Origin of the sequence: Limnohabitans sp. INBF002 (assembly GCF_027924905.1) — a bacterium.
In the GTDB taxonomy this organism is placed as follows: domain Bacteria; phylum Pseudomonadota; class Gammaproteobacteria; order Burkholderiales; family Burkholderiaceae_C; genus Limnohabitans.
Window position 1 is genome coordinate 1,115,755 of sequence record NZ_AP027055.1, and the last position, 17,938, is coordinate 1,133,692.

Consider the following 17,938-nt stretch of genomic DNA (forward strand, 5'->3'; position numbering starts at 1 on the left):
GCACGATGCATGTGAACAAACCCCTGACCCTGCTCGGCGGCATCAGCCCCGCCGAATTTATGAACACTTATTGGCAGCGCAAGCCCTTGTTGGTGCGCCAAGCCATCCCTGAATTCAAAGCTTTGCTGAGTCGCCCTGAGCTGTTTGACTTGGCCGAACAAGCGGAGGTTGAGTCCCGTTTGGTCATGGGGGCGAATGGCGGCCAACGCGATTGGCAGATGCAACGCGGCCCGTTCAAGCGCCGCGCCATCCCCAAGCTGACCGAGCGCGACTGGACCTTGCTGGTGCAAGGCGTGGATTTGCACGACGACCGTGTGGCCGCTTTGATGCAGCAATTTCGTTTCATCCCAGACGCCCGTTTGGACGATGTGATGATCAGCTACGCCACCGAAGGCGGCGGCGTGGGCCCGCACTTTGACAGTTACGACGTGTTTTTGTTGCAAGCCCAAGGGCAACGCCGCTGGCGCATTGGCCGACAAAAAGATTTGTCGCTGGTGCCCGACATGCCGCTGAAAATCTTGGCCAATTTCAAACCCGAGCACGACTGGGTGCTCAACCCCGGTGACATGCTGTATTTACCCCCGCGTTATGCCCACGATGGCATTGCACAAGGTGAGTGCATGACTTACTCCATAGGTTTTCGCGTGCCCCAAGTAGGGGATTTGGCCCGTGAGTTGTTGGTGCGCTTGAGCGAAGGTGCGGAAGAGGCCGCTGGCTGCGATTTGTACAAAGACGCCGCTCAACCTGCGGTGTCTAAACCCGCCGCCATGCCCGAAGGTTTGGCTGAATTTGCGAAATCTGCTTTACAAAAAGCGCTAAAAGATCCTAAAGCCCTACAACGCGCTTTAGGTGAGTATCTGACCGAGCCCAAAGCCAATGTTTGGTTTGAGATCGGCGATGTGCTAAATAAGCTCAAATCACTGCGTTTAGACCGACGAAGCAAGATGATGTACGACGCACATCACATCTTTTTGAATGGCGAAAGCTGGCGTGCGGCTGGCAAGGATGCCGCCTTGATGCGTCAATTGGCCGATGCACGTGAGTTGACCCAAGTGGATCTATTGAAGGCCAGCCCTGAAGCGCTCAACTTGTTGATGGAGTGGTGTGACGATGGCTGGCTTCATTCAGGGGCTTGAAATGAGCCAAGTTGACGCGAAGCTGACGTGGTTTTTTGTCATGCATAGGATTTACCCTATAATGAGAGGCTGAGTTGGCGGGCTCGAGTCCATCAGCTCGGTTGTGGTGCAAACCACAGCAATTTCCGGAAATTGTTTTCATCCCCTTTAAGGAATATCGAAATGAACAAGTCAATCCTGTTGGCATCTTTGTTGGCTGCTGCCGCTCTCGTCGCTTGCGGCAAAAAAGAAGCTCCTGCTGTTGAAGCCGCTCCTGCTGCTTCTGCTGCTGTTGAAGCCGCTTCTGCTGTGGCTTCTGAAGCCGCTGCGCCAGCTTCTGACGCTGCCAGCAAGTAATCAGTTTTCGAACTGACTGCAAAAGCCACCCATTGGGTGGCTTTTTTCATGGGTGTTTGATAAGTGCTTAGACCGTCATCCAGTCAGAGCCTTGAATTGGGTCTGCTACGGCGATGTCCAAAGGTGCGCATCCCATGGGCTCACACAAGCTGGTGCGCGCCAGTTCGGGGGTGTTGTTGCGTTCGCTCAAATGTGCCGCCAAGATGCAACTTAAGTCGTCGTGCTTGACACGGGCCAATAGGTCGGCCGCGGCGTGGTTGGCCAAATGCCCCCAAGGGCCTGAGACGCGTTGCTTTAAAAAAACAGGGTAACCCGAGGCTTGCAGCAAATCAGGATCGTGGTTGGCTTCTAGTAGCAGGGCATGGCAGCCTTGCAATGACGCCACCACATGAGAAGACACGTGACCTAAATCGGTGATCACACCCAAATGCCGATGGCCATCGGTGCAGCGCAGCTGCAAGGGCTCGCGCGCATCGTGCGGTACCGTAAACGGCATCGCTTGCAAGTCGCCCAATTCGATGGCGCTGCCATCGCGCGCCACATTCAGCAAATGTTGATAAGGTGTCCATGCACCACCGTCACTCACGGCCAGCCATGTGCCTTGGCTCATCCAAAGAGGTGTTGAATAACGTTTGATAAAGCTGCGTGCACAGCCAATGTGGTCGCCGTGTTCGTGGGTGATGAAGATGGCGTCAAGATCCTCGGCGCAGGTGCCCGCTTCGATGAGGCGAGCCTCTAGATCACGCAGGCGAAGGCCGCAGTCGATGAGCAAGCGAGTGGTGTGGGCGCCACTCTGGGCTTCAACCAAAGTGGCGTTGCCTGAGCTGCCGCTGCCCAGGCTTTTAAAGCGCAACATGGCGCAAGGTCAGGCCGGCGCCAATTAGCGCAAATCGTCAGCCAGCAGCTTCAAGATGCGCTGTGAAACAGGGCTGTTCTCTGTGGTACCTGCTGCGTTTTGTACCGTGACTTCGGCTGTGTTGTCTGTTTTACGCACAGCAATGCGGTACTTCACAGGGCCTGCGTCAGGTGTTGAGCCACTGAACATCTTGCTGAAGAAACCTTTTTCTTCTTTGGATGAGGTGTCCACATAGCGAACGAAGTAAATGCCTTGTGCGCGGTCGCGGTCTTCCACAGTGAAGCCTGTGCGGTCCAAAGCCAAGCCAACGCGACGCCATGCGACGTCAAACGAGTCGGGGATGTTCAGCAGTGTGGCACCGCCCTTGGTTACCAAAGTGGTTTTATTCGCCACGGTTTCTGGTGGCGTGATGCCAGCTTTCGCTTGTTCAGCGGAGACGCCAAGCTTGATCATCAAGCGGCTCAAGAATTCGGCTTCCAACTCAGGGTCATTTGGGCGCGGGACCCAAATCGTGCCAGATTTAGATTGGTCTTTGTATTCTTCGCTCATGCCACGGTGGGTCACGAAGATGTCAACGCCGCCAGCGTTGTTGCGCTCGATGCGGGTGCGGAACTTGTCACGCTCGCCAGACGAATACAAACCATCAATCACTTTGCCCAAGGAACGGCGCAGAAAGTCTTGTGGAATTTTGGCGCGGTTTTCTGCCCATTCGGTTTCGAGCAAGCCAATTTGTTGCTGCTCAATCACGTACTCAAAACCATTTTCTTTCCAAAACCCTTGCACGATGGGCCACACCACGTCGGCTGAACGGTTGACCACCAGCCAGCGTTGCTTGCCGTCGCGTTCAATACGCACGTCGTTCACTTGCTTGGCTGCTGTTGCCGCCACAGGCGCTACAGGACGCACGCCCATGCTGCTGGCTGTGACAGGACCGCCAGGAACAGCATAACGCGTGTCGCGTGTGAGTTGGGTCAGATCGGGTGGAATATCCAGGGCCACAACCTTGGTGCCACCTTCTGTTTTGTAGTTGACCTTGTCACCATCCATGATGGAGGAGCAACCGCTGAGCACCACCAAGGTGGTCAACGCAACTGCTGCACGATTCGAAGCAAAAGAAATTTTCACAGCCAAGGCCTTTGTAACAATCAGATCAAACCAGCGGCGCGCAAAGCGCCTTCCACCACGGGTTCGTTGGCGGGGGTGAGTTCGGTCATGGGCAAGCGCAAGGTGGGGCCAGCGAGGCCCATGCGCTTCATTGCCCATTTCACGGGAATGGGGTTGGCTTCCACAAACAACTGCTTGTGAACAGGCATCAATTTGAATTGAATGTCCATGGCGCGTTTCACGTCGCCAGCGATGGCAGCCATGCACAGCTCGTGCATCAAGCGGGGGGCCACGTTGGCCGTCACGCTGATGTTGCCTTGGCCGCCGCACAGCATCAAAGCCACGGCGGTGGGGTCGTCACCCGAGTACACCGCAAAGCCTTTGGGCACATCGCGAATCAGCCACTCGGCGCGCTCGATGTTGCCTGTGGCTTCTTTGATGCCCACGATGCCTGGCACTTGGGCCAAACGCAGCACGGTGTCGTGCGCCATATCGGCCACTGAGCGGCCGGGCACGTTGTACAAAATCACGGGCAAGTCCACGGCTTCGGCGATGGCCTTGAAGTGCAGGTATTGGCCCTCTTGCGTGGGCTTGTTGTAGTAGGGCACCACTTGCAGTTGGCAATGTGCGCCAACTTTCTTGGCGAACTTGGCCAGCTCAATCGCTTCAGCGGTCGAGTTAGCGCCGCAGCCCGCCATGATGGGCACATGACGTTCGGTGTGTTTGGCCGCTTGCTCCACAGACACGCGGATGATTTCGCAGTGTTCTTCCACATTGACTGTCGGCGACTCGCCGGTGGTGCCCACAACGCCGATGCAATCGGTGCCCTCGGCAATGTGCCAATCAATCAGTTTGCGCAGGGTGGGGTAGTCGACGCTGCCGTCTGTGTGCATGGGGGTGGTCAGAGCCACGATGCTGCCGGTAATGGGTGTCATGTCCGTTGGTTCGGTCAAGGAAAAACGTTCATTCTAGCGATTGCCAATGACGTTTTTAATGGTGAAGTGGGTAACGCGCAGGCGTTTGTGTTTCGAGGCTCTCGCGCACGGCAACGATGCGTTGCACAAAGCGCTCGGGCTGATCTAGAAAACCTTCCTCAAACGCCACAACCCGTAGGTCTTTGCACGCGGTCAGAAGCTCAGCGGGCTGCAGTAAAAAATCTGGGCGCGAGGGTTTGCCCACGCTTTCGTTGCCCGCAGAGAAGGTTTCGTAAATCAGCACGCCCTTGGGGGCCAGGCTGTCCAAGATGTGTGGCCAGAGCGGGCGCCAGAGGTAGTTGGTGACGACCACGCCGCCAAAGGTGCGGCCTTGCAGCGGCCAAGGGCCATTTTCGATGTCCGCACACATGGCTTCGCCCAAGGGGCTGACGGCGGCAATCGCGTCTGGGTTGCGGTCCACGCCAGTCACCGTGTGACCCAACGCTGCAAAGTGGCGCATGTGGCGGCCGTGTCCGCAGGCCAAGTCCAGCACAGTGCTGCCAGAAGGCAAGAGGTGCGACCAACCGGCCACCCAACTAGACGTGGGCTCTTGCCCGTGAAGCAGTGCACTCATCTCAGAAGCATCCCCAAACCTGATTCGCCAAAGTCAGCAAAAAATCAGGCCTTAAATACATGGACAGCACACCCAAAAGAATGGCCACGCACACCAAACCGATCAGGGTTTGGCGCAACATCGGATGCGAAAGGATGTTCATTTCAAACTTCAAGCGGCAACCGTCTTAGGTGCGCGTTCGATGGCGTTTTCTTTCACGGGCAAGTTCACCAAGGCGGCAAACACGCCCAACGCAATCGAGATGTACCAAACGATGTCGTAGCTGCCGGTCTTGTCATACAAGTAGCCGCCCAGCCACACGCCCATGAAGCTGCCAATTTGGTGGCTGAAGAAAACAAAGCCGCCCAGCATCGACAAATGCGCCACGCCAAAAATCTGCGCCACCACCGCATTGGTGGGCGGCACGGTGGAGAGCCACAAAAAGCCCATCACAGACGAGAAGATGTACACGCTCATGGGCGTGAGCGGCGCCAACAAGAACAACACAATGGCCACCGAGCGTGAGAAGTAGATGAACGACAAAATCTTGCGCTTGGCCATGCGCTGGCCCAAGCTGCCAGCGATGTAGGTGCCAAACACGTTGAACAAACCAATCAACGCCAAAGCAATGCTGGCCACCTCGGGCGACAAACCGTGGTCTTTCAAATAGCTGGGCATGTGCACGCCGATGAACACGACTTGAAAACCACATACAAAGTAGCCCGCCATCAGCAGCTGGAAGCTACGGTAATTCATGGCTTCGCGCAGTGCATGCATGATGGATTGGTCGCGGTTGGGCGTGGCACCACCGCCAAAACCAGGTTCGCGCAGACCGTAGGCGAGGGGGATGATGAGCATGGTCGATAAAGCCAACCACACCAATGCTTCTTGCCAGCCAAAGGTGCTGATGAGATAGCCCTCCGTGGGAACCATCAAAAACTGCCCAAATGAGCCCGCTGCCGCCGCCACGCCCATAGCCCATGAGCGTTTGGATGCACTCACATTTCGGCCAATCACGCCATAAATCACGGCATAGGTGGTGCCTGCTTGGGCCACGCCAATCAGTACGCCAGCCGTGGCGGTAAACAACGCTGGCGTGGACGAATAGGCCATGCCTGTCAATCCCAACGCGTACAACACGGCACAAGTCACGATGACGCGGAAGGCGCCAAATCGGTCGGCCAACATGCCCGAGAAAATGCCTGCGAATCCCCAAGTCAAGTTTTGAATGGCGATGGCCATGGCAAAGTTTTCGCGGGTCCAGTCTTGGGCTTGGGTGATGGGTTGCAGCCACAGGCCAAAGCCGTGGCGCACGCCCATAGACAAAGTGACAATGGCTGCCCCGCAGGCGAGCACTTGCCACATGGGCAATGTTTTGTTGGTGTGAGTCATGGCGTGACTTTAACCAATGCGGGCGAGGGGCGCAGTCACAAGGTTGCCAGGGGGATGTCCATGCAAAATTTTTTGATCTGTTGTTTTATACAGTGTTGCATTTGAATCTGTCTACAATGCCGGCCCATGGCTACAAAGCAACCCACTACACCGCCCCAGTACTCGGAAGGCTCGATTCGCGTTCTCAAAGGACTCGAACCCGTCAAGCAGCGTCCGGGCATGTACACCCGCACCGACAACCCGCTGCACATCATCCAAGAGGTCTTGGACAACGCGGCTGACGAGGCCCTCGCCGGACACGGCAAAAAGATTGGTGTCACGCTGCACAGCGATGGCTCGGTCAGCATCGAAGACGATGGCCGTGGTATTCCGTTTGGCATGCACCCCGAAGAAAAAGCCCCCGTGATCGAGCTGGTGTTCACCCGCTTGCATGCGGGCGGCAAGTTTGACAAAGGCTCGGGTGGCGCTTACAGCTTCTCAGGTGGTTTGCACGGCGTCGGCGTGAGCGTGACCAACGCGCTGGCCAAGCGCATGGAAGCCACCTCGCACCGCGAAGGCCAAGTGGCCCGTTTGGTGTTTTCAGCTGGCGACGTGGTGGAAAAGCTCACCACCCGCAAACAAGAATCAGGAGACCGCAAGCAGGGCACCTCGGTGCGCGTGTGGCCTGACGCCAAATACTTTGAATCGTCAGCCTTGCCAATGAACGAGCTGGTGCACTTGCTGCGCAGCAAAGCCGTGCTCATGCCCGGCGTGAGCGTGACGCTCACAAATGAAAAAACCAAAGACACGCAAAACTGGCTCTACAAAGGCGGCCTGCGTGACTACCTGATGCAGACCCTGCACGGCGACCCCGTCATTCCTTTGTTTGAAGGCGATGGCTATGCCGACAGCAACCACGACAGCTTTGCCGAAGGCGAGGGCGCAGCATGGGCTGTGGCCTTCACCGAAGACGGCGCACCTGTGCGCGAGAGCTACGTCAACCTGATCCCCACCAGCGCTGGCGGCACGCACGACAGCGGTTTGCGCGATGGCTTGTTCACGGCCGTCAAGAGCTTCATTGAGCTGCATGCCTTGCTGCCCAAGGGCGTCAAGCTCATGCCGGAAGACGTGTTTGCGCGCGCCAGCTACGTGTTGAGCACCAAGGTGCTGGACCCGCAGTTCCAAGGCCAAATCAAAGAGCGCTTGAACTCACGCGACGCCGTGCGTTTGGTGTCGAGCTATGTGCGCCCCACCATGGAGTTGTGGCTCAACCAGCATGTGGAGTACGGCAAAAAGCTGGCTGAACTCGCCATCAAGGCTGCGCAAACGCGCCAAAAGGCGGGCCAAAAAGTCGAGAAACGCAAGGGCTCGGGCGTGGCTGTGTTGCCCGGCAAGTTGACCGATTGCGAAAGCAAAGACATTGCGCACAACGAAGTGTTTTTGGTCGAGGGCGACTCTGCCGGCGGCAGCGCCAAGATGGGCCGCAACAAAGAAAACCAAGCCATTCTGCCGTTGCGCGGCAAAGTGCTGAACACGTGGGAAGTCGAGCGCGACCGCTTGTTTGCCAACAACGAAATTCACGACATTTCGGTGGCCGTGGGCGTGGACCCACACGGCCCCAACGACAGCCCCGACATGAGTGGCCTGCGCTACGGCAAGGTGTGCATCCTGAGTGATGCGGACGTGGACGGCTCGCACATTCAAGTGCTGTTGCTCACGCTGTTCTTCCGCCACTTCCCCAAGCTCATCGAAGCGGGCCATGTGTTTGTGGCGCGCCCCCCATTGTTCCGCGTGGACACGCCCGCGCGTGGCAAAAAGCCAGCGGCCAAGGTGTATGCCTTGGACGAAGGCGAGCTGACCGCCATCCTCGACAAACTGCGCAAAGACGGCGTGGCCGAAGGCAAATGGAGCATCAGCCGATTCAAGGGTTTGGGCGAGATGAGTGCCGAACAACTGTGGGACACCACCCTCAACCCCGACACCCGTCGCCTCATGCCCGTGCAATTGGGCTTGCTGGACTTTGCAACCACCGAAGGTTTGATCACACAACTCATGGGCAAAGGCGAAGCCGCCGCACGCCGTGAGCTGATGGAACTGCATGGCGATTCGATTGAGATTGACGTATGACCGATTTGTTCACCCCTGGACTGCCCACCGCCAACAATAACAATGATGGCGACGGCGACATCGCGCTGGGCCACTACGCCCAACGCGCCTACCTTGAGTACGCGCTCAGCGTGGTCAAAGGCCGCGCCTTGCCCGATGTGTGCGATGGCCAAAAGCCTGTGCAGCGCCGCATTTTGTATTCGATGTCCCGCATGGGCCTTGGCTTCAGCGGTCCCAACAACAACACGGGTGCTAAGCCTGTCAAGTGCGCCCGCGTGGTTGGTGACGTGCTGGGTCGTTACCACCCTCATGGTGACAGCGCCGCCTACGAAGCCCTCGTGCGCATGGCGCAAGACTTTGCGCAACGCTACCCGCTGATTGATGGCCAAGGCAACTTTGGCTCACGCGACGGCGACGGCGCTGCGGCCATGCGATACACCGAAGCACGCTTGGCCAAAATCACCACGTTGTTGCTGGATGAGATTGACGAAGGCACGGTGGACTTCCAGCCCAACTACGACGGCTCCACCGAAGAGCCCAAGCAGTTGCCCGCCCGTTTGCCATTTGCCTTGCTCAACGGCGCAAGCGGCATCGCGGTGGGTATGGCCACCGAAATTCCAAGCCACAACCTGCGCGAAGTGGCCGATGCGTGCGTGGCACTCATCAAGTCGCCCAAGCTGAGTGACGAAGAACTGTTGCAAATCTTGCCCGCGCCCGATTACCCCGGTGGCGGCCAAATCATCAGCAGTGCGTCTGACATTGCCGATGCCTATCGCACAGGCCGTGGTTCGCTCAAAGTGCGCGCACGTTGGGTGATTGAAGACTTGGCCCGTGGCCAATGGCAATTGGTGGTGAACGAACTGCCGCCCGGCGTGAGCAGCCAACGCGTGTTGGAAGAGATTGAAGAACTCACCAACCCCAAGGTCAAGACGGGCAAGAAGGCGCTGAGCGCTGATCAAACCCAACTCAAAGCCACCGTGCTGGCCGTGTTGGACGTGGTGCGCGATGAGTCGAGCAAAGACGCGCCCGTGCGTTTGGTGTTCGAGCCCAAGACCCGCACGATTGAGCAACAAGAACTCATCACCACTTTGCTGGCGCACACCAGCTTAGAAACCTCGTCGTCCATCAACCTCACCATGGTGGGCATTGATGGCCGCCCTGTGCCTAAGTCGCTGCGCGACATGCTGACTGAGTGGATTGAGTTCCGCTCTGCCACCATCCTGCGCCGCTCGCAGCACCGCTTGAACAAAGTGCTGGACCGCATCCACATCTTGGAGGGCCGTCAGTTGGTGTTGCTCAACATCGACGAGGTGATTGCCATCATCCGTCAGAGCGACGAGCCCAAGCAGGCGTTGATGGAGCGTTTCAAACTCAGCGAACGCCAAGCCGAAGACATCTTAGAAATTCGCCTGCGTCAGCTGGCGCGTTTGGAAGCCATCAAGATTGAGCAAGAGCTCAAAGAGCTGCGCGACGAACAAGCCAAACTCGAAGACATCGTGGGCAACCCATCGGCGCTGCGCCGCTTGATGGTGAAAGAAATTGAAGCCGACGCCAAAACCTTTGCCGACCCACGCCGCACGCTCATCCAAGAAGAGAAAAAAGCAGTGGCCGAAGTCAAGGTGATTGACGAGCCCGTGACCGTGGTGGTTTCTGAAAAAGGCTGGGTGCGCGCACGCACTGGCCACGGCCACGAAGCCAGCGCCTTTGCTTTCAAGTCGGGCGACGGCTTGTACGGCACGTTTGAGTGCCGAACGGTGGACACCTTCATCGCGTTTGGCTCGAACGGCCGCATCTACTCGGTGCCCGTGTCGGCCTTGCCTGGCGCGCGTGGCGACGGCCAACCTGTGACCACCTTGATTGATTTGGAATCAGGCACCCAACTGCTGCACTACGTAGCTGGCCCTGCGGGCGCCACATACTTGCTCAGCAGCTCGGGTGGCTATGGCTTCATGGCCAACATTGAACACATGATCTCGCGCAACAAAGGCGGCAAAGCCTTCATCACCGTGGGCGAGGGCGAAACCGTGTGCCGCCCATCACCTGCCAGTGGTGGCTCGGGCGCGCAGCCTGTGGCACCTGCCACGCATGTGGCTTGTGCCTCTACCGGTGGCCGCTTCTTGACCTTTGAGTTGTCTGAACTCAAAGCGATGGAAAAGGGCGGTCGCGGCTTGATGCTGATCGACCTAGAAGCCAAAGACACCTTGGCCGGTGCGGCTGCGTACACACGCAGTGTGCGCATCGAAGGCATTGGCCGTGGCGGCAAAGTGCGCGAAGAAACGCTGGAAATTCGCAGCTTGAACAACGCCAAAGCCGCACGCGCCAAGAAGGGCAAAGTGGCGGACTTGGGCTTTAAGCCGAATGCGGTGGTGCGGGTGGAGTGACCACCAGTGGACGCTACGCGAGTGGCGTCTTCGAAATAAAAAAGCGGCTCAATGAGCCGCTTTTTTGTGGGTGCCAAGATTTAAGCTTTGGCTTTTTCTTTGGTTGCTGCCACTGGGGTCGCCGCTGCGGCTGCTGGGTCAGCCTCTTTCTTGGGAGGGCTGCAGTCGAAGCACACAAACATGGATGAACCCAAGATGCGTTTGAAAGAACCGTTGTTGCGGGGCTTGTGAACGCCGCACTTGATGCAGCTCATGGTGTCGCCAGTGCGGCCAAGGCCTTCGAATGGTGAACCGCCCTTTTTTGACTTGTAGCGCAAACCATCGTTGGAGATTTCTGTTTTTTCTGGGCGTGACATTCGTTTTAGTTCTCGGGGCAAAGACGGTATTTTCGCAAATTTATCAACCGATCCGCGCAGCCGCCCTTAAAAACCTCAAAATTCACTTCAAAAAACGCTTCGAGAGCCGCAAAACGCCTGGTCCAATGCGCCGAGAGATGGCTTGGCGGTGTTTGGCGAACAACACATAGGCCGGCTGCAGCACGGGCATGAGCCAGTGGCGCGATAAAACCCAGGCCAAAACGGGTAGCTTGGCGAGTTTGTAGGCGGTGGCAAACACGGGCACGCCCACCAGCACTTGTCCATCGGCGGTGCGGCCATGAATCTGCGCCATGGCGGCTTCGCATGAGATGTTGTGGCCTGCGGCTTCAAAACCGGTTTGGGTTACGTCTACAAACGCCAACTGACCTTGCGCGTTACGGCTTTGCAAAAATTCCACTTCGGCCACGCACAGCGGGCATTGGCCGTCGTAATACAGCGTGAGTTCAGGGGCGGCGCTGGCGTGTGTCTGTTGCATGGATGTAAGGCTAGCACGGCTGCGTCGAGGAGGGCTGATCAAAGGGTAATCGGGCAGAATTCACCGCATGATCCAAACGAGTTTTGACACACACACACCCGCCGCGCAACGCGTGGCGCAGGCGTTAGAAGCTGCAGCCAGCCCCGCCGCACAACACGTGTTCACGCAGCGCTACGCCGACGTGGCGCGTGCCACTGCCGAGCACTGTGATGCGCAAACACAAGCAGGTCGCAGCCTAGGCGCATTGCACGGCGTGTGCATCACTCTCAAAGACAATTTCGACGTGGCGGGCGAAACCACGATGGCGGGTGGTGTGGTGTGTGCTGGTGAAGCGCCTGCACAGCACGATGCACCCGTGGTGCAACGCTTGCGCGATGCAGGCGCCGTGGTGCTGGGTAAAACCAACATGAGTGAGTTTGCTTTTTCGGGTGTGGGCATCAACCCGCACCACGGCACGCCGGTGAACCCCGCTGACCCAGCGCATGCGCGCGTGCCCGGTGGGTCGTCGTCAGGTGCGGCCGTGTCGGTCGCGTTGGGTTTGGCTGAGGTGGGCATTGGCACAGACACGGGCGGCTCTATCCGCATCCCCGCAGCTTTGTGTGGTTTGGTGGGCTACAAAAGCACACAAGCGCGCATTCCCTGCACGGGTGTGATGGAGCTCTCGCGCACGCTAGACACGGTGGGCAGCATCGCCCGCTCGGTGCGCGCGTGTTTGGCGGTGGACGCGGTGATGTCGCAGCAGCCATTACCTACGGATGCCGTCAACTTGCGCGGACTGCGCTTTGCCGTGCCGCAAACTTTGATGATGGACGATGTGGATGCCACCGTGGCCCAGGCCTTTACACGCACCTTGCGCCGCATTGCCGAGGCGGGCGCACACGTGGTGGAGATACCTTTCAACGCATTGGGTGACATCGCCGCACTCAGCATGCCCGGTGGCTTTTCACCGATCGAGGGCTATGCCGCACACCACGCACGCTTAGCGCGTGGCGCCAACCAAATTGACCCACGCGTGGTGGCTCGCATGACGCTGGGCAGTGGCATTACCGCACAAGACTACCTAGCGCTGCACAACCGCCGCCATGCGTGGATAGCGGAGGCCCAGAAAACCCTGCACGGTTTTGATGCCATGCTGTGCCCCACGGTGCCGATGGTGGCCCCGTTGATTGAGCCTTTGCTCGAAGACGATGAGGCGTTTTTCAAAGTCAATCGCTTGTTGCTGCGCAACCCATCGGCCATCAATTACATGGACGGTTGCGCTTGGAGTTTGCCCTGTCACGAGGCGGGTGAACTGCCTGTGGGCTTGATGGTGTCATCCCTTGCGGGACAAGACGCGCATCTGGCGCGCGTGGCACTGGCTTTGGAAAACTTAATGAATTCTTTACACAGCTAGACCACAATGGCCGCACCGAGAGAGAAAGAGAGCGATGTATGACTTCTAAATTTCGCGCATTGGCTTTAGGCGTGTTGTTGGCAGCAAGTGCCTCCACTGCGTTGGCCCACGGCCCGCACGGTGGGTATCGGGGTGGGTACTACCGTGGCGGTGGCGATTTTTGGTGGGGGCCTGCTTTGGTCGGCGGTGCGATAGTGGGCACGTCTATTTATTTGTCGCGCCCTGTGCAGCCGTCTACCGTCATCATCACCAGTCCACCGGCCGTGGTGCTCAACAACCCGCAGCCTACTCAGTGGGTGAACGGCCAACCCGTCCAAGCGCCTGTGGAGGCGTATTACTGCCGTGACTCTGGTCAGTACTTCCCTGTGGTGCAAACCTGTCCGACACCTTGGATGGTGGTGCTGCGATGAACAAAGCTTTTTTGTGCGTTTTGATTGCGGGTTTGCTCCCCTATGTGTGTGCCATGGTCGCGAAGTGGGGGTTTCAAAAATTTGACAACCACAACCCACGCCAATGGTTGGCACAGCAAACGGGTTTTCGTGCGCGCGCGAATGCAGCACAGGCCAACAGTTTTGAGTCATTTCCACTGTTTGCGGCGGGCGTGATCATTGCCACCTTGGCGCAGGTGGATGCCGCTCGCATTGATTTGTACGCGTTTGTGTTTGTGGCAGCGCGCGTGGGCTTCATTGTTTGCTACGTGACCGACAAAGCCAGCTTGCGTTCTTTGTGCTGGTTGGTGGGCCTGCTGAGTGTGGTGGGTTTGTTTGCTGCAGCCTTGGGTTTGTAAAGCTGTCATCCGTTTGCAAGTGCCGCGCGTTGTAGAGCTACCTTTTCACAAAGTGAGTCTTCTATGAAACGCATTTCTACCTTGTTTGCCTGTTTATTGGCCTTTGCCGTGGTCTTGCCCGCGCAAGCGGATGGCCGTGGGCACGGCGGCGGGCATGGCGGTTATCACGGTGCTCATGGAAGCTACGGTGGCTACGGTGGGCACTACCGTGGTTCGAGCAACTATTGGTTAGCCCCCGTCTTGGGTGCCGCTTTGGTGGGCAGCGTGATTTACGCCGCTAGCACTCCCAGCTATGCGGTACCGCAAACGGTGGTGGTGCAACAGCAATATGCACCGCCCAGCCGTGTGGCGTATTTCTGCCCTACCGCGCAGCAGTACTACCCCAACGTCCCCAGCTGCCAAGTGCCTTGGCAACCTGTGAACTACTAAAACAAAAAAGCCGGGCTAGCCCGGCTTTTTTATTGCGCGTCATTCGCTTCATCGAAGCGCTTACATCACGTGTTTAGAGCGTGACGACTTCTTTGTTGCCTAAGCGGTTTGAGTAGCGCACTTTGCCGCCTGTGGTTTCTAGTTCCACGCGCGCGCTGCGGCCTGCGTACACATGGTGTTTGAGCCATTCCAACTCTTGTTTCATCTCAGCATCGCCTGCCACCACACGGCTCCAGCAGCGCAGCTCGGCAGACCAGCGGTAGTTGCGCGCTTTGAGTTTGTCTTTGGTCTCAAACGGCGAGTTGATGGCGTACACCTTTTGCTGTGGCTTGTTCAAGGTCAACAGCACGGCGAGCAGGGCGGTTTGTTGGCTTTGCGGCAGCACTTGGTTGAGCAGCTCTAGCAGCGCCCAACAATCGGCTTCAGCGCGGTGGGCTTCGTAGAAGTAGCCTTGGGTGCTGAGCAAATACTCCAGCTTGGCCGAGCCAAAACCTTCTTCACGCCAGTCGATGTCTTTGATGCTGCAAGCCCAGTTGAGTTGCTCAAACATCGGCCAGCGGGCTTCGACGAATGGGCGGTCAAACGCGGCATTGTGGGCAATGACCACGTCGGCATTTTTCAAAAACTCAGCCACGCGGGCGTCGTCAATGCGTTGGCCTTGCACCATCTCGTCGGTGATGTGGTGCACCGCAATCGAGGCGGGGGGAATGGCAAAACCGGGGTCCTCCAGCTCGTCGAACACCTCGCTGACACGGTAGACCACGCCTGTGACAGCGTCGAATTCAAAGGCCAACATGCCCAGTTCAATCACGCGGTCTGTGGCCACGTCAAAGCCTGTGGTCTCGGTGTCGAGCACGATGCCTTTGCTGAGTTTTTGGCCTGGTGCAGGGGTGTTGAACACACGGCCCGGCACGAGGCGGCGCAGCACGCGGTAGTCAGGGTGTTGTTCGAGTTGTTGGGCGAGTTGTTCGATATCTTGTGTCATGGGGCTAATGTTAAGCGTGGTCCGCCTGCGTGGCGTTGCGCTTGGCAATGGCATGTGCAAAAAAAACACCCAACAGCACCACGCCCAGACCCACCGCACCCAGTACATGACTGGAGTTGAAGTGACCGAGCAGAGCGGCCAGCACCAACACGCCCAGCGATTGACCTAAAAACAAAAAACCGGCAAACAGCGTCACGCCTGTACCGCGTGCGGTCGGCACCATTTGTGTGGCCTTGGCCTGCATGGTGTTGTGAAACATGGCAAAGCCAAAGCCCGCCACAAAGCAAGAAGGCAGGGCCAGTTGCCACCAAGGGCCAAACGCAATGATCAAAAATGCCAAGCCAAAATACAAAGCCCCATAGCGCGCCAAACCCACTTCCCCAAAGCGGCGAATGACATATTTGGCCGCTCCCATATAAGCCATGCCGCCCAAACCAAACAGCGCCGTGGTGCCACCCGCCAGCGTGAGCGAAATGTGGTGCATCTGGTGCAAATGAGATGCGGTGACGGCCAATAAACCAAAAATCATGGCCCCTTCAACCAGCGCAATGCCTAGCAGCGTGCGGGCCCATGCGTCGCCGGCCACTTGTTTGAGTTGCCTGAAAAAACCTGCCGGTGCGTGTGCATGGCGTGCAACGGGTTCTAAATGTTTGAGCTGTTGCCACAGCAAAAAGCTGACGGTGGCAAACGTGGCGGCCATCAGTACAAAAGCCCAACGCCAGCCCAGCGTATCCGTCAGCAAACCGCCAAACAACTGACCCGCTGTGATGCCCAGCATGGTGCCCAAACCGACTCGGGCCAAAGTTTCTTGCCGCTGTTCGTAATGCACCACATCGCCCACCCAAGCCAGCGAGAGCGGAATGATGGCCGCCGCGGTGAGTGCTGTGCCCACGCGTGCAGCCACGAGAAATGACAAATCAGAACTCAGCGCCGACAACGTGCAACCCACACTGCAACCGATGGTTGCCAGCATGACCACACGGTACTTGCCAAAGCGGTCACCCACAGGGCCGTAAAACAATTGCATCAAGCCGTAGGCGATGGCGAAAAACGAGATGACTTGTGAGACCTCGCTGATAGGTGCAGCAAAGACGCGCGACAGCTCGGGCAGCATGGGGTCGCAAATGCGTTGCACGGACATGCTCGAGAACGTCGCCAAGGACAACAAAAAAATCGCTCGGCGGGTGCTGGGCGTTAACGCGTGGGATGGGGGATGTGAGTGGGACTTCAAAGCGTCTCGACTTTACTATGCGGGTGTTTATTGAATTAATCAAATAAACGCTAAAAGTAATAAATGTGACTTTTGCGGTTTAGCATTTCGACCATGAAGAAGTTCGTCATTTTGAGTGCCCTGTGGCTGGGCGTGTCGGTAGCGCTTGCCACGCCCGCTGTGGCAAGCCAGGCCTCCACGGGCATGCAGGTGGAGGTGTTGGGGGTTTACTTCACACCGCCCACCGATGCCGCCGCTGCCATTGTCCAAGCCATTGATGGCAGCGAGCACGAGGTGCTGGTGCAGGCTTATGGGTTCACGCACAACGCCATTGCCCAAGCATTGGTGCGGGCACACCAGCGTGGTGTGGCGGTGCGTGTGTTGTTGGATAAAAAGAGCCAAACCTCCAACGGCTATGTGATGCGTGTGCTGGCCCACTCGCAAATTGAGTTACGCCAAGATGGCAAACACGCCATCGCGCACAACAAAGTGATGGTGATTGATGAGGCCATCGTCATCACCGGCAGCTTTAATTTCACCAATTCGGCGGCATCGCGAAACGCGGAGAACTTTCTGGTTTTGAAGTCTGACGAACTGGCTCAGAAGTACAAGCTTCAGTGGCAAAACCATTGGGAACACAGCGTGGAATAAGGGCTTGCAAACGCGGATTTAGTCTGCCAGCTCTAAAAGCGCACCATTTCGGCGCAAAACGCTTGTCAAAGCTGCACTTGTCTTTAGAATACGTCTCATGCTGCACTGCAACATAACTTTAGCCAACGGGCAGGGTTCAGAGCAGTTTGACCATCCCTTTTAATATTTTGGAGATTTGACATGACTTTGACCCCTGAACAAGTGATCGCCGCCAACAAAGCAAACTTGGAAACTTTGGTTGGTTTGACCAACAAAGCGTTCTCTGGCGTGGAACAACTCATCGAGTTGAACTTGGCCGCTGCTAAAAGCACTTTGGCTGATTCACAAAAACAAACCAACGCCGCTTTGAGCGTGAAAGACGCGCAAGAGTTGTTGGCTTTGCAAGCGAGCCTGTTCCAGCCTTTGGCTGAAAAAGCAGTCGCTTACAACCGTCATTTGGTTGAAATCGCAACAGGTACAGGTTCACACTTCCAAGGTCACTTGGAATCCAAAGTGGCTGAAGCTCAAAAAGCTTTCCACGCCATGGTGGACAACGCTGCCAAAAACGCACCTGCTGGTTCTGAAGCTGCTGTCGCCGCTTTCAAAACTGCCGTGTCCGCTGGCAACAACGCCTTGGAATCTGTGCAAAAAGCAGTCAAGCAAGCCACAGACGTGGCTGAAGCCAACTACAAAAACTTGGCTGAGACAGCTTTGAAAACAGCAAAGCCTGCTGCTAAGAAGCGTTAATTTTTTAAGGGTCTCCAAGACCTCTGAAACGGCTCCTTCGGGAGCCGTTTTTCGTATGTGCTTGGGTGTTGACGAACAGGTTCTAATA

20 protein-coding genes are annotated in these 17,938 nt (G+C 57.1%); 10 read left to right on the forward strand and 10 right to left on the reverse strand.

The window, feature by feature from the left end; translation table 11 throughout:
- Nucleotides 1–5 precede the first annotated feature (5 nt).
- On the forward strand, nucleotides 6–1,136 hold the full coding sequence (locus QMG15_RS05680) for a cupin domain-containing protein (protein ID WP_281789900.1): 1,131 nt from the start codon (nucleotides 6–8) through the stop codon (nucleotides 1,134–1,136).
- A 162-nt stretch (nucleotides 1,137–1,298) separates the two neighbouring features.
- Nucleotides 1,299–1,472, forward strand: coding sequence for a hypothetical protein (locus tag QMG15_RS05685; protein WP_170108504.1), 174 nt, complete (start codon nucleotides 1,299–1,301; stop codon nucleotides 1,470–1,472).
- Between the two features lie 67 nt (nucleotides 1,473–1,539).
- Here the strand turns inward: QMG15_RS05685 and QMG15_RS05690 are convergent, their stop codons facing one another.
- Genes QMG15_RS05690 through QMG15_RS05715 form a run of 6 tightly spaced genes read right to left on the reverse strand, consistent with a single transcriptional unit; the run spans nucleotide 1,540 to nucleotide 6,351 of the window.
- On the reverse strand, nucleotides 1,540–2,328 hold the full coding sequence (locus tag QMG15_RS05690; protein ID WP_281789901.1) for an MBL fold metallo-hydrolase: 789 nt from the start codon (nucleotides 2,326–2,328) through the stop codon (nucleotides 1,540–1,542).
- Between the two features lie 24 nt (nucleotides 2,329–2,352).
- Nucleotides 2,353–3,453, reverse strand: a complete 1,101-nt coding sequence (gene bamC / locus QMG15_RS05695; protein WP_348773326.1) for an outer membrane protein assembly factor BamC — start codon at nucleotides 3,451–3,453, stop codon at nucleotides 2,353–2,355.
- A gap of 20 nt (nucleotides 3,454–3,473) precedes the next feature.
- On the reverse strand, nucleotides 3,474–4,385 hold the full coding sequence (dapA, locus tag QMG15_RS05700) for a 4-hydroxy-tetrahydrodipicolinate synthase (protein ID WP_281789902.1): 912 nt from the start codon (nucleotides 4,383–4,385) through the stop codon (nucleotides 3,474–3,476).
- 37 nt (nucleotides 4,386–4,422) lie between these two features.
- A complete protein-coding gene (locus QMG15_RS05705) occupies nucleotides 4,423–4,980 on the reverse strand; it encodes a class I SAM-dependent methyltransferase (protein ID WP_281789903.1) in 558 nt (185 codons plus the stop codon).
- Between the two features lies 1 nt (nucleotide 4,981).
- On the reverse strand, nucleotides 4,982–5,122 hold the full coding sequence (locus tag QMG15_RS05710; RefSeq protein WP_281789904.1) for a hypothetical protein: 141 nt from the start codon (nucleotides 5,120–5,122) through the stop codon (nucleotides 4,982–4,984).
- Nucleotides 5,123–5,130: 8 nt separating this feature from the next.
- The gene (locus QMG15_RS05715; RefSeq protein WP_281789905.1) at nucleotides 5,131–6,351 is read right to left on the reverse strand and encodes an MFS transporter; all 1,221 of its coding nucleotides are present in this window, start codon (nucleotides 6,349–6,351) and stop codon (nucleotides 5,131–5,133) included.
- Nucleotides 6,352–6,477: 126 nt separating this feature from the next.
- Here QMG15_RS05715 and QMG15_RS05720 point away from each other — a divergent pair, with 126 nt between their 5' ends.
- Complete coding sequence (locus tag QMG15_RS05720) at nucleotides 6,478–8,457, forward strand: DNA topoisomerase IV subunit B (protein WP_281789906.1); 1,980 nt, start codon at nucleotides 6,478–6,480, stop codon at nucleotides 8,455–8,457.
- Nucleotides 8,454–10,817, forward strand: a complete 2,364-nt coding sequence (parC, locus tag QMG15_RS05725; RefSeq protein ID WP_281789907.1) for a DNA topoisomerase IV subunit A — start codon at nucleotides 8,454–8,456, stop codon at nucleotides 10,815–10,817. The genes QMG15_RS05720 and parC overlap by 4 nt, the downstream gene beginning before the upstream one ends.
- A gap of 80 nt (nucleotides 10,818–10,897) precedes the next feature.
- Here parC and QMG15_RS05730 read toward each other — a convergent pair whose 3' ends face one another.
- Together QMG15_RS05730 and QMG15_RS05735 are read right to left on the reverse strand one after the other, a co-directional pair.
- Entirely contained in the window at nucleotides 10,898–11,173 is a 276-nt protein-coding gene (locus QMG15_RS05730; RefSeq protein ID WP_108360067.1) for a hypothetical protein, read from the reverse strand.
- Nucleotides 11,174–11,255: 82 nt separating this feature from the next.
- Nucleotides 11,256–11,669: a DUF393 domain-containing protein gene (locus QMG15_RS05735; protein ID WP_281789908.1), complete on the reverse strand. Its 414-nt coding sequence runs from the start codon at nucleotides 11,667–11,669 to the stop codon at nucleotides 11,256–11,258.
- A 67-nt stretch (nucleotides 11,670–11,736) separates the two neighbouring features.
- Here QMG15_RS05735 and QMG15_RS05740 point away from each other — a divergent pair, with 67 nt between their 5' ends.
- The 4 genes from QMG15_RS05740 (at nucleotide 11,737) to QMG15_RS05755 (ending at nucleotide 14,278) form a co-directional block, all read left to right on the forward strand.
- Entirely contained in the window at nucleotides 11,737–13,062 is a 1,326-nt protein-coding gene (locus QMG15_RS05740) for an amidase (RefSeq protein ID WP_281789909.1), read from the forward strand.
- A 38-nt stretch (nucleotides 13,063–13,100) separates the two neighbouring features.
- The gene (locus QMG15_RS05745; RefSeq protein ID WP_281789910.1) at nucleotides 13,101–13,472 is read left to right on the forward strand and encodes a hypothetical protein; all 372 of its coding nucleotides are present in this window, start codon (nucleotides 13,101–13,103) and stop codon (nucleotides 13,470–13,472) included.
- Nucleotides 13,469–13,849 carry an MAPEG family protein gene (locus QMG15_RS05750; protein WP_281789911.1) on the forward strand — a complete coding sequence of 127 codons (381 nt, stop codon included), beginning with the start codon at nucleotides 13,469–13,471 and terminating at the stop codon, nucleotides 13,847–13,849. The genes QMG15_RS05745 and QMG15_RS05750 overlap by 4 nt, the downstream gene beginning before the upstream one ends.
- A gap of 63 nt (nucleotides 13,850–13,912) precedes the next feature.
- Nucleotides 13,913–14,278 (forward strand): hypothetical protein, encoded by a 366-nt coding sequence (locus QMG15_RS05755; protein WP_281789912.1) that lies wholly within the window; start codon nucleotides 13,913–13,915, stop codon nucleotides 14,276–14,278.
- A 73-nt stretch (nucleotides 14,279–14,351) separates the two neighbouring features.
- Here QMG15_RS05755 and QMG15_RS05760 read toward each other — a convergent pair whose 3' ends face one another.
- Entirely contained in the window at nucleotides 14,352–15,263 is a 912-nt protein-coding gene (locus QMG15_RS05760) for a 3'-5' exonuclease (protein WP_281789913.1), read from the reverse strand.
- A 10-nt stretch (nucleotides 15,264–15,273) separates the two neighbouring features.
- The gene (locus QMG15_RS05765; protein WP_281789914.1) at nucleotides 15,274–16,494 is read right to left on the reverse strand and encodes an MFS transporter; all 1,221 of its coding nucleotides are present in this window, start codon (nucleotides 16,492–16,494) and stop codon (nucleotides 15,274–15,276) included.
- A gap of 93 nt (nucleotides 16,495–16,587) precedes the next feature.
- Here QMG15_RS05765 and QMG15_RS05770 point away from each other — a divergent pair, with 93 nt between their 5' ends.
- The gene (locus QMG15_RS05770; protein WP_281789915.1) at nucleotides 16,588–17,124 is read left to right on the forward strand and encodes a phospholipase D family protein; all 537 of its coding nucleotides are present in this window, start codon (nucleotides 16,588–16,590) and stop codon (nucleotides 17,122–17,124) included.
- Nucleotides 17,125–17,304: 180 nt separating this feature from the next.
- The gene (gene phaP / locus QMG15_RS05775) at nucleotides 17,305–17,850 is read left to right on the forward strand and encodes a TIGR01841 family phasin (RefSeq protein WP_108358526.1); all 546 of its coding nucleotides are present in this window, start codon (nucleotides 17,305–17,307) and stop codon (nucleotides 17,848–17,850) included.
- Nucleotides 17,851–17,938: the final 88 nt, after the last annotated feature.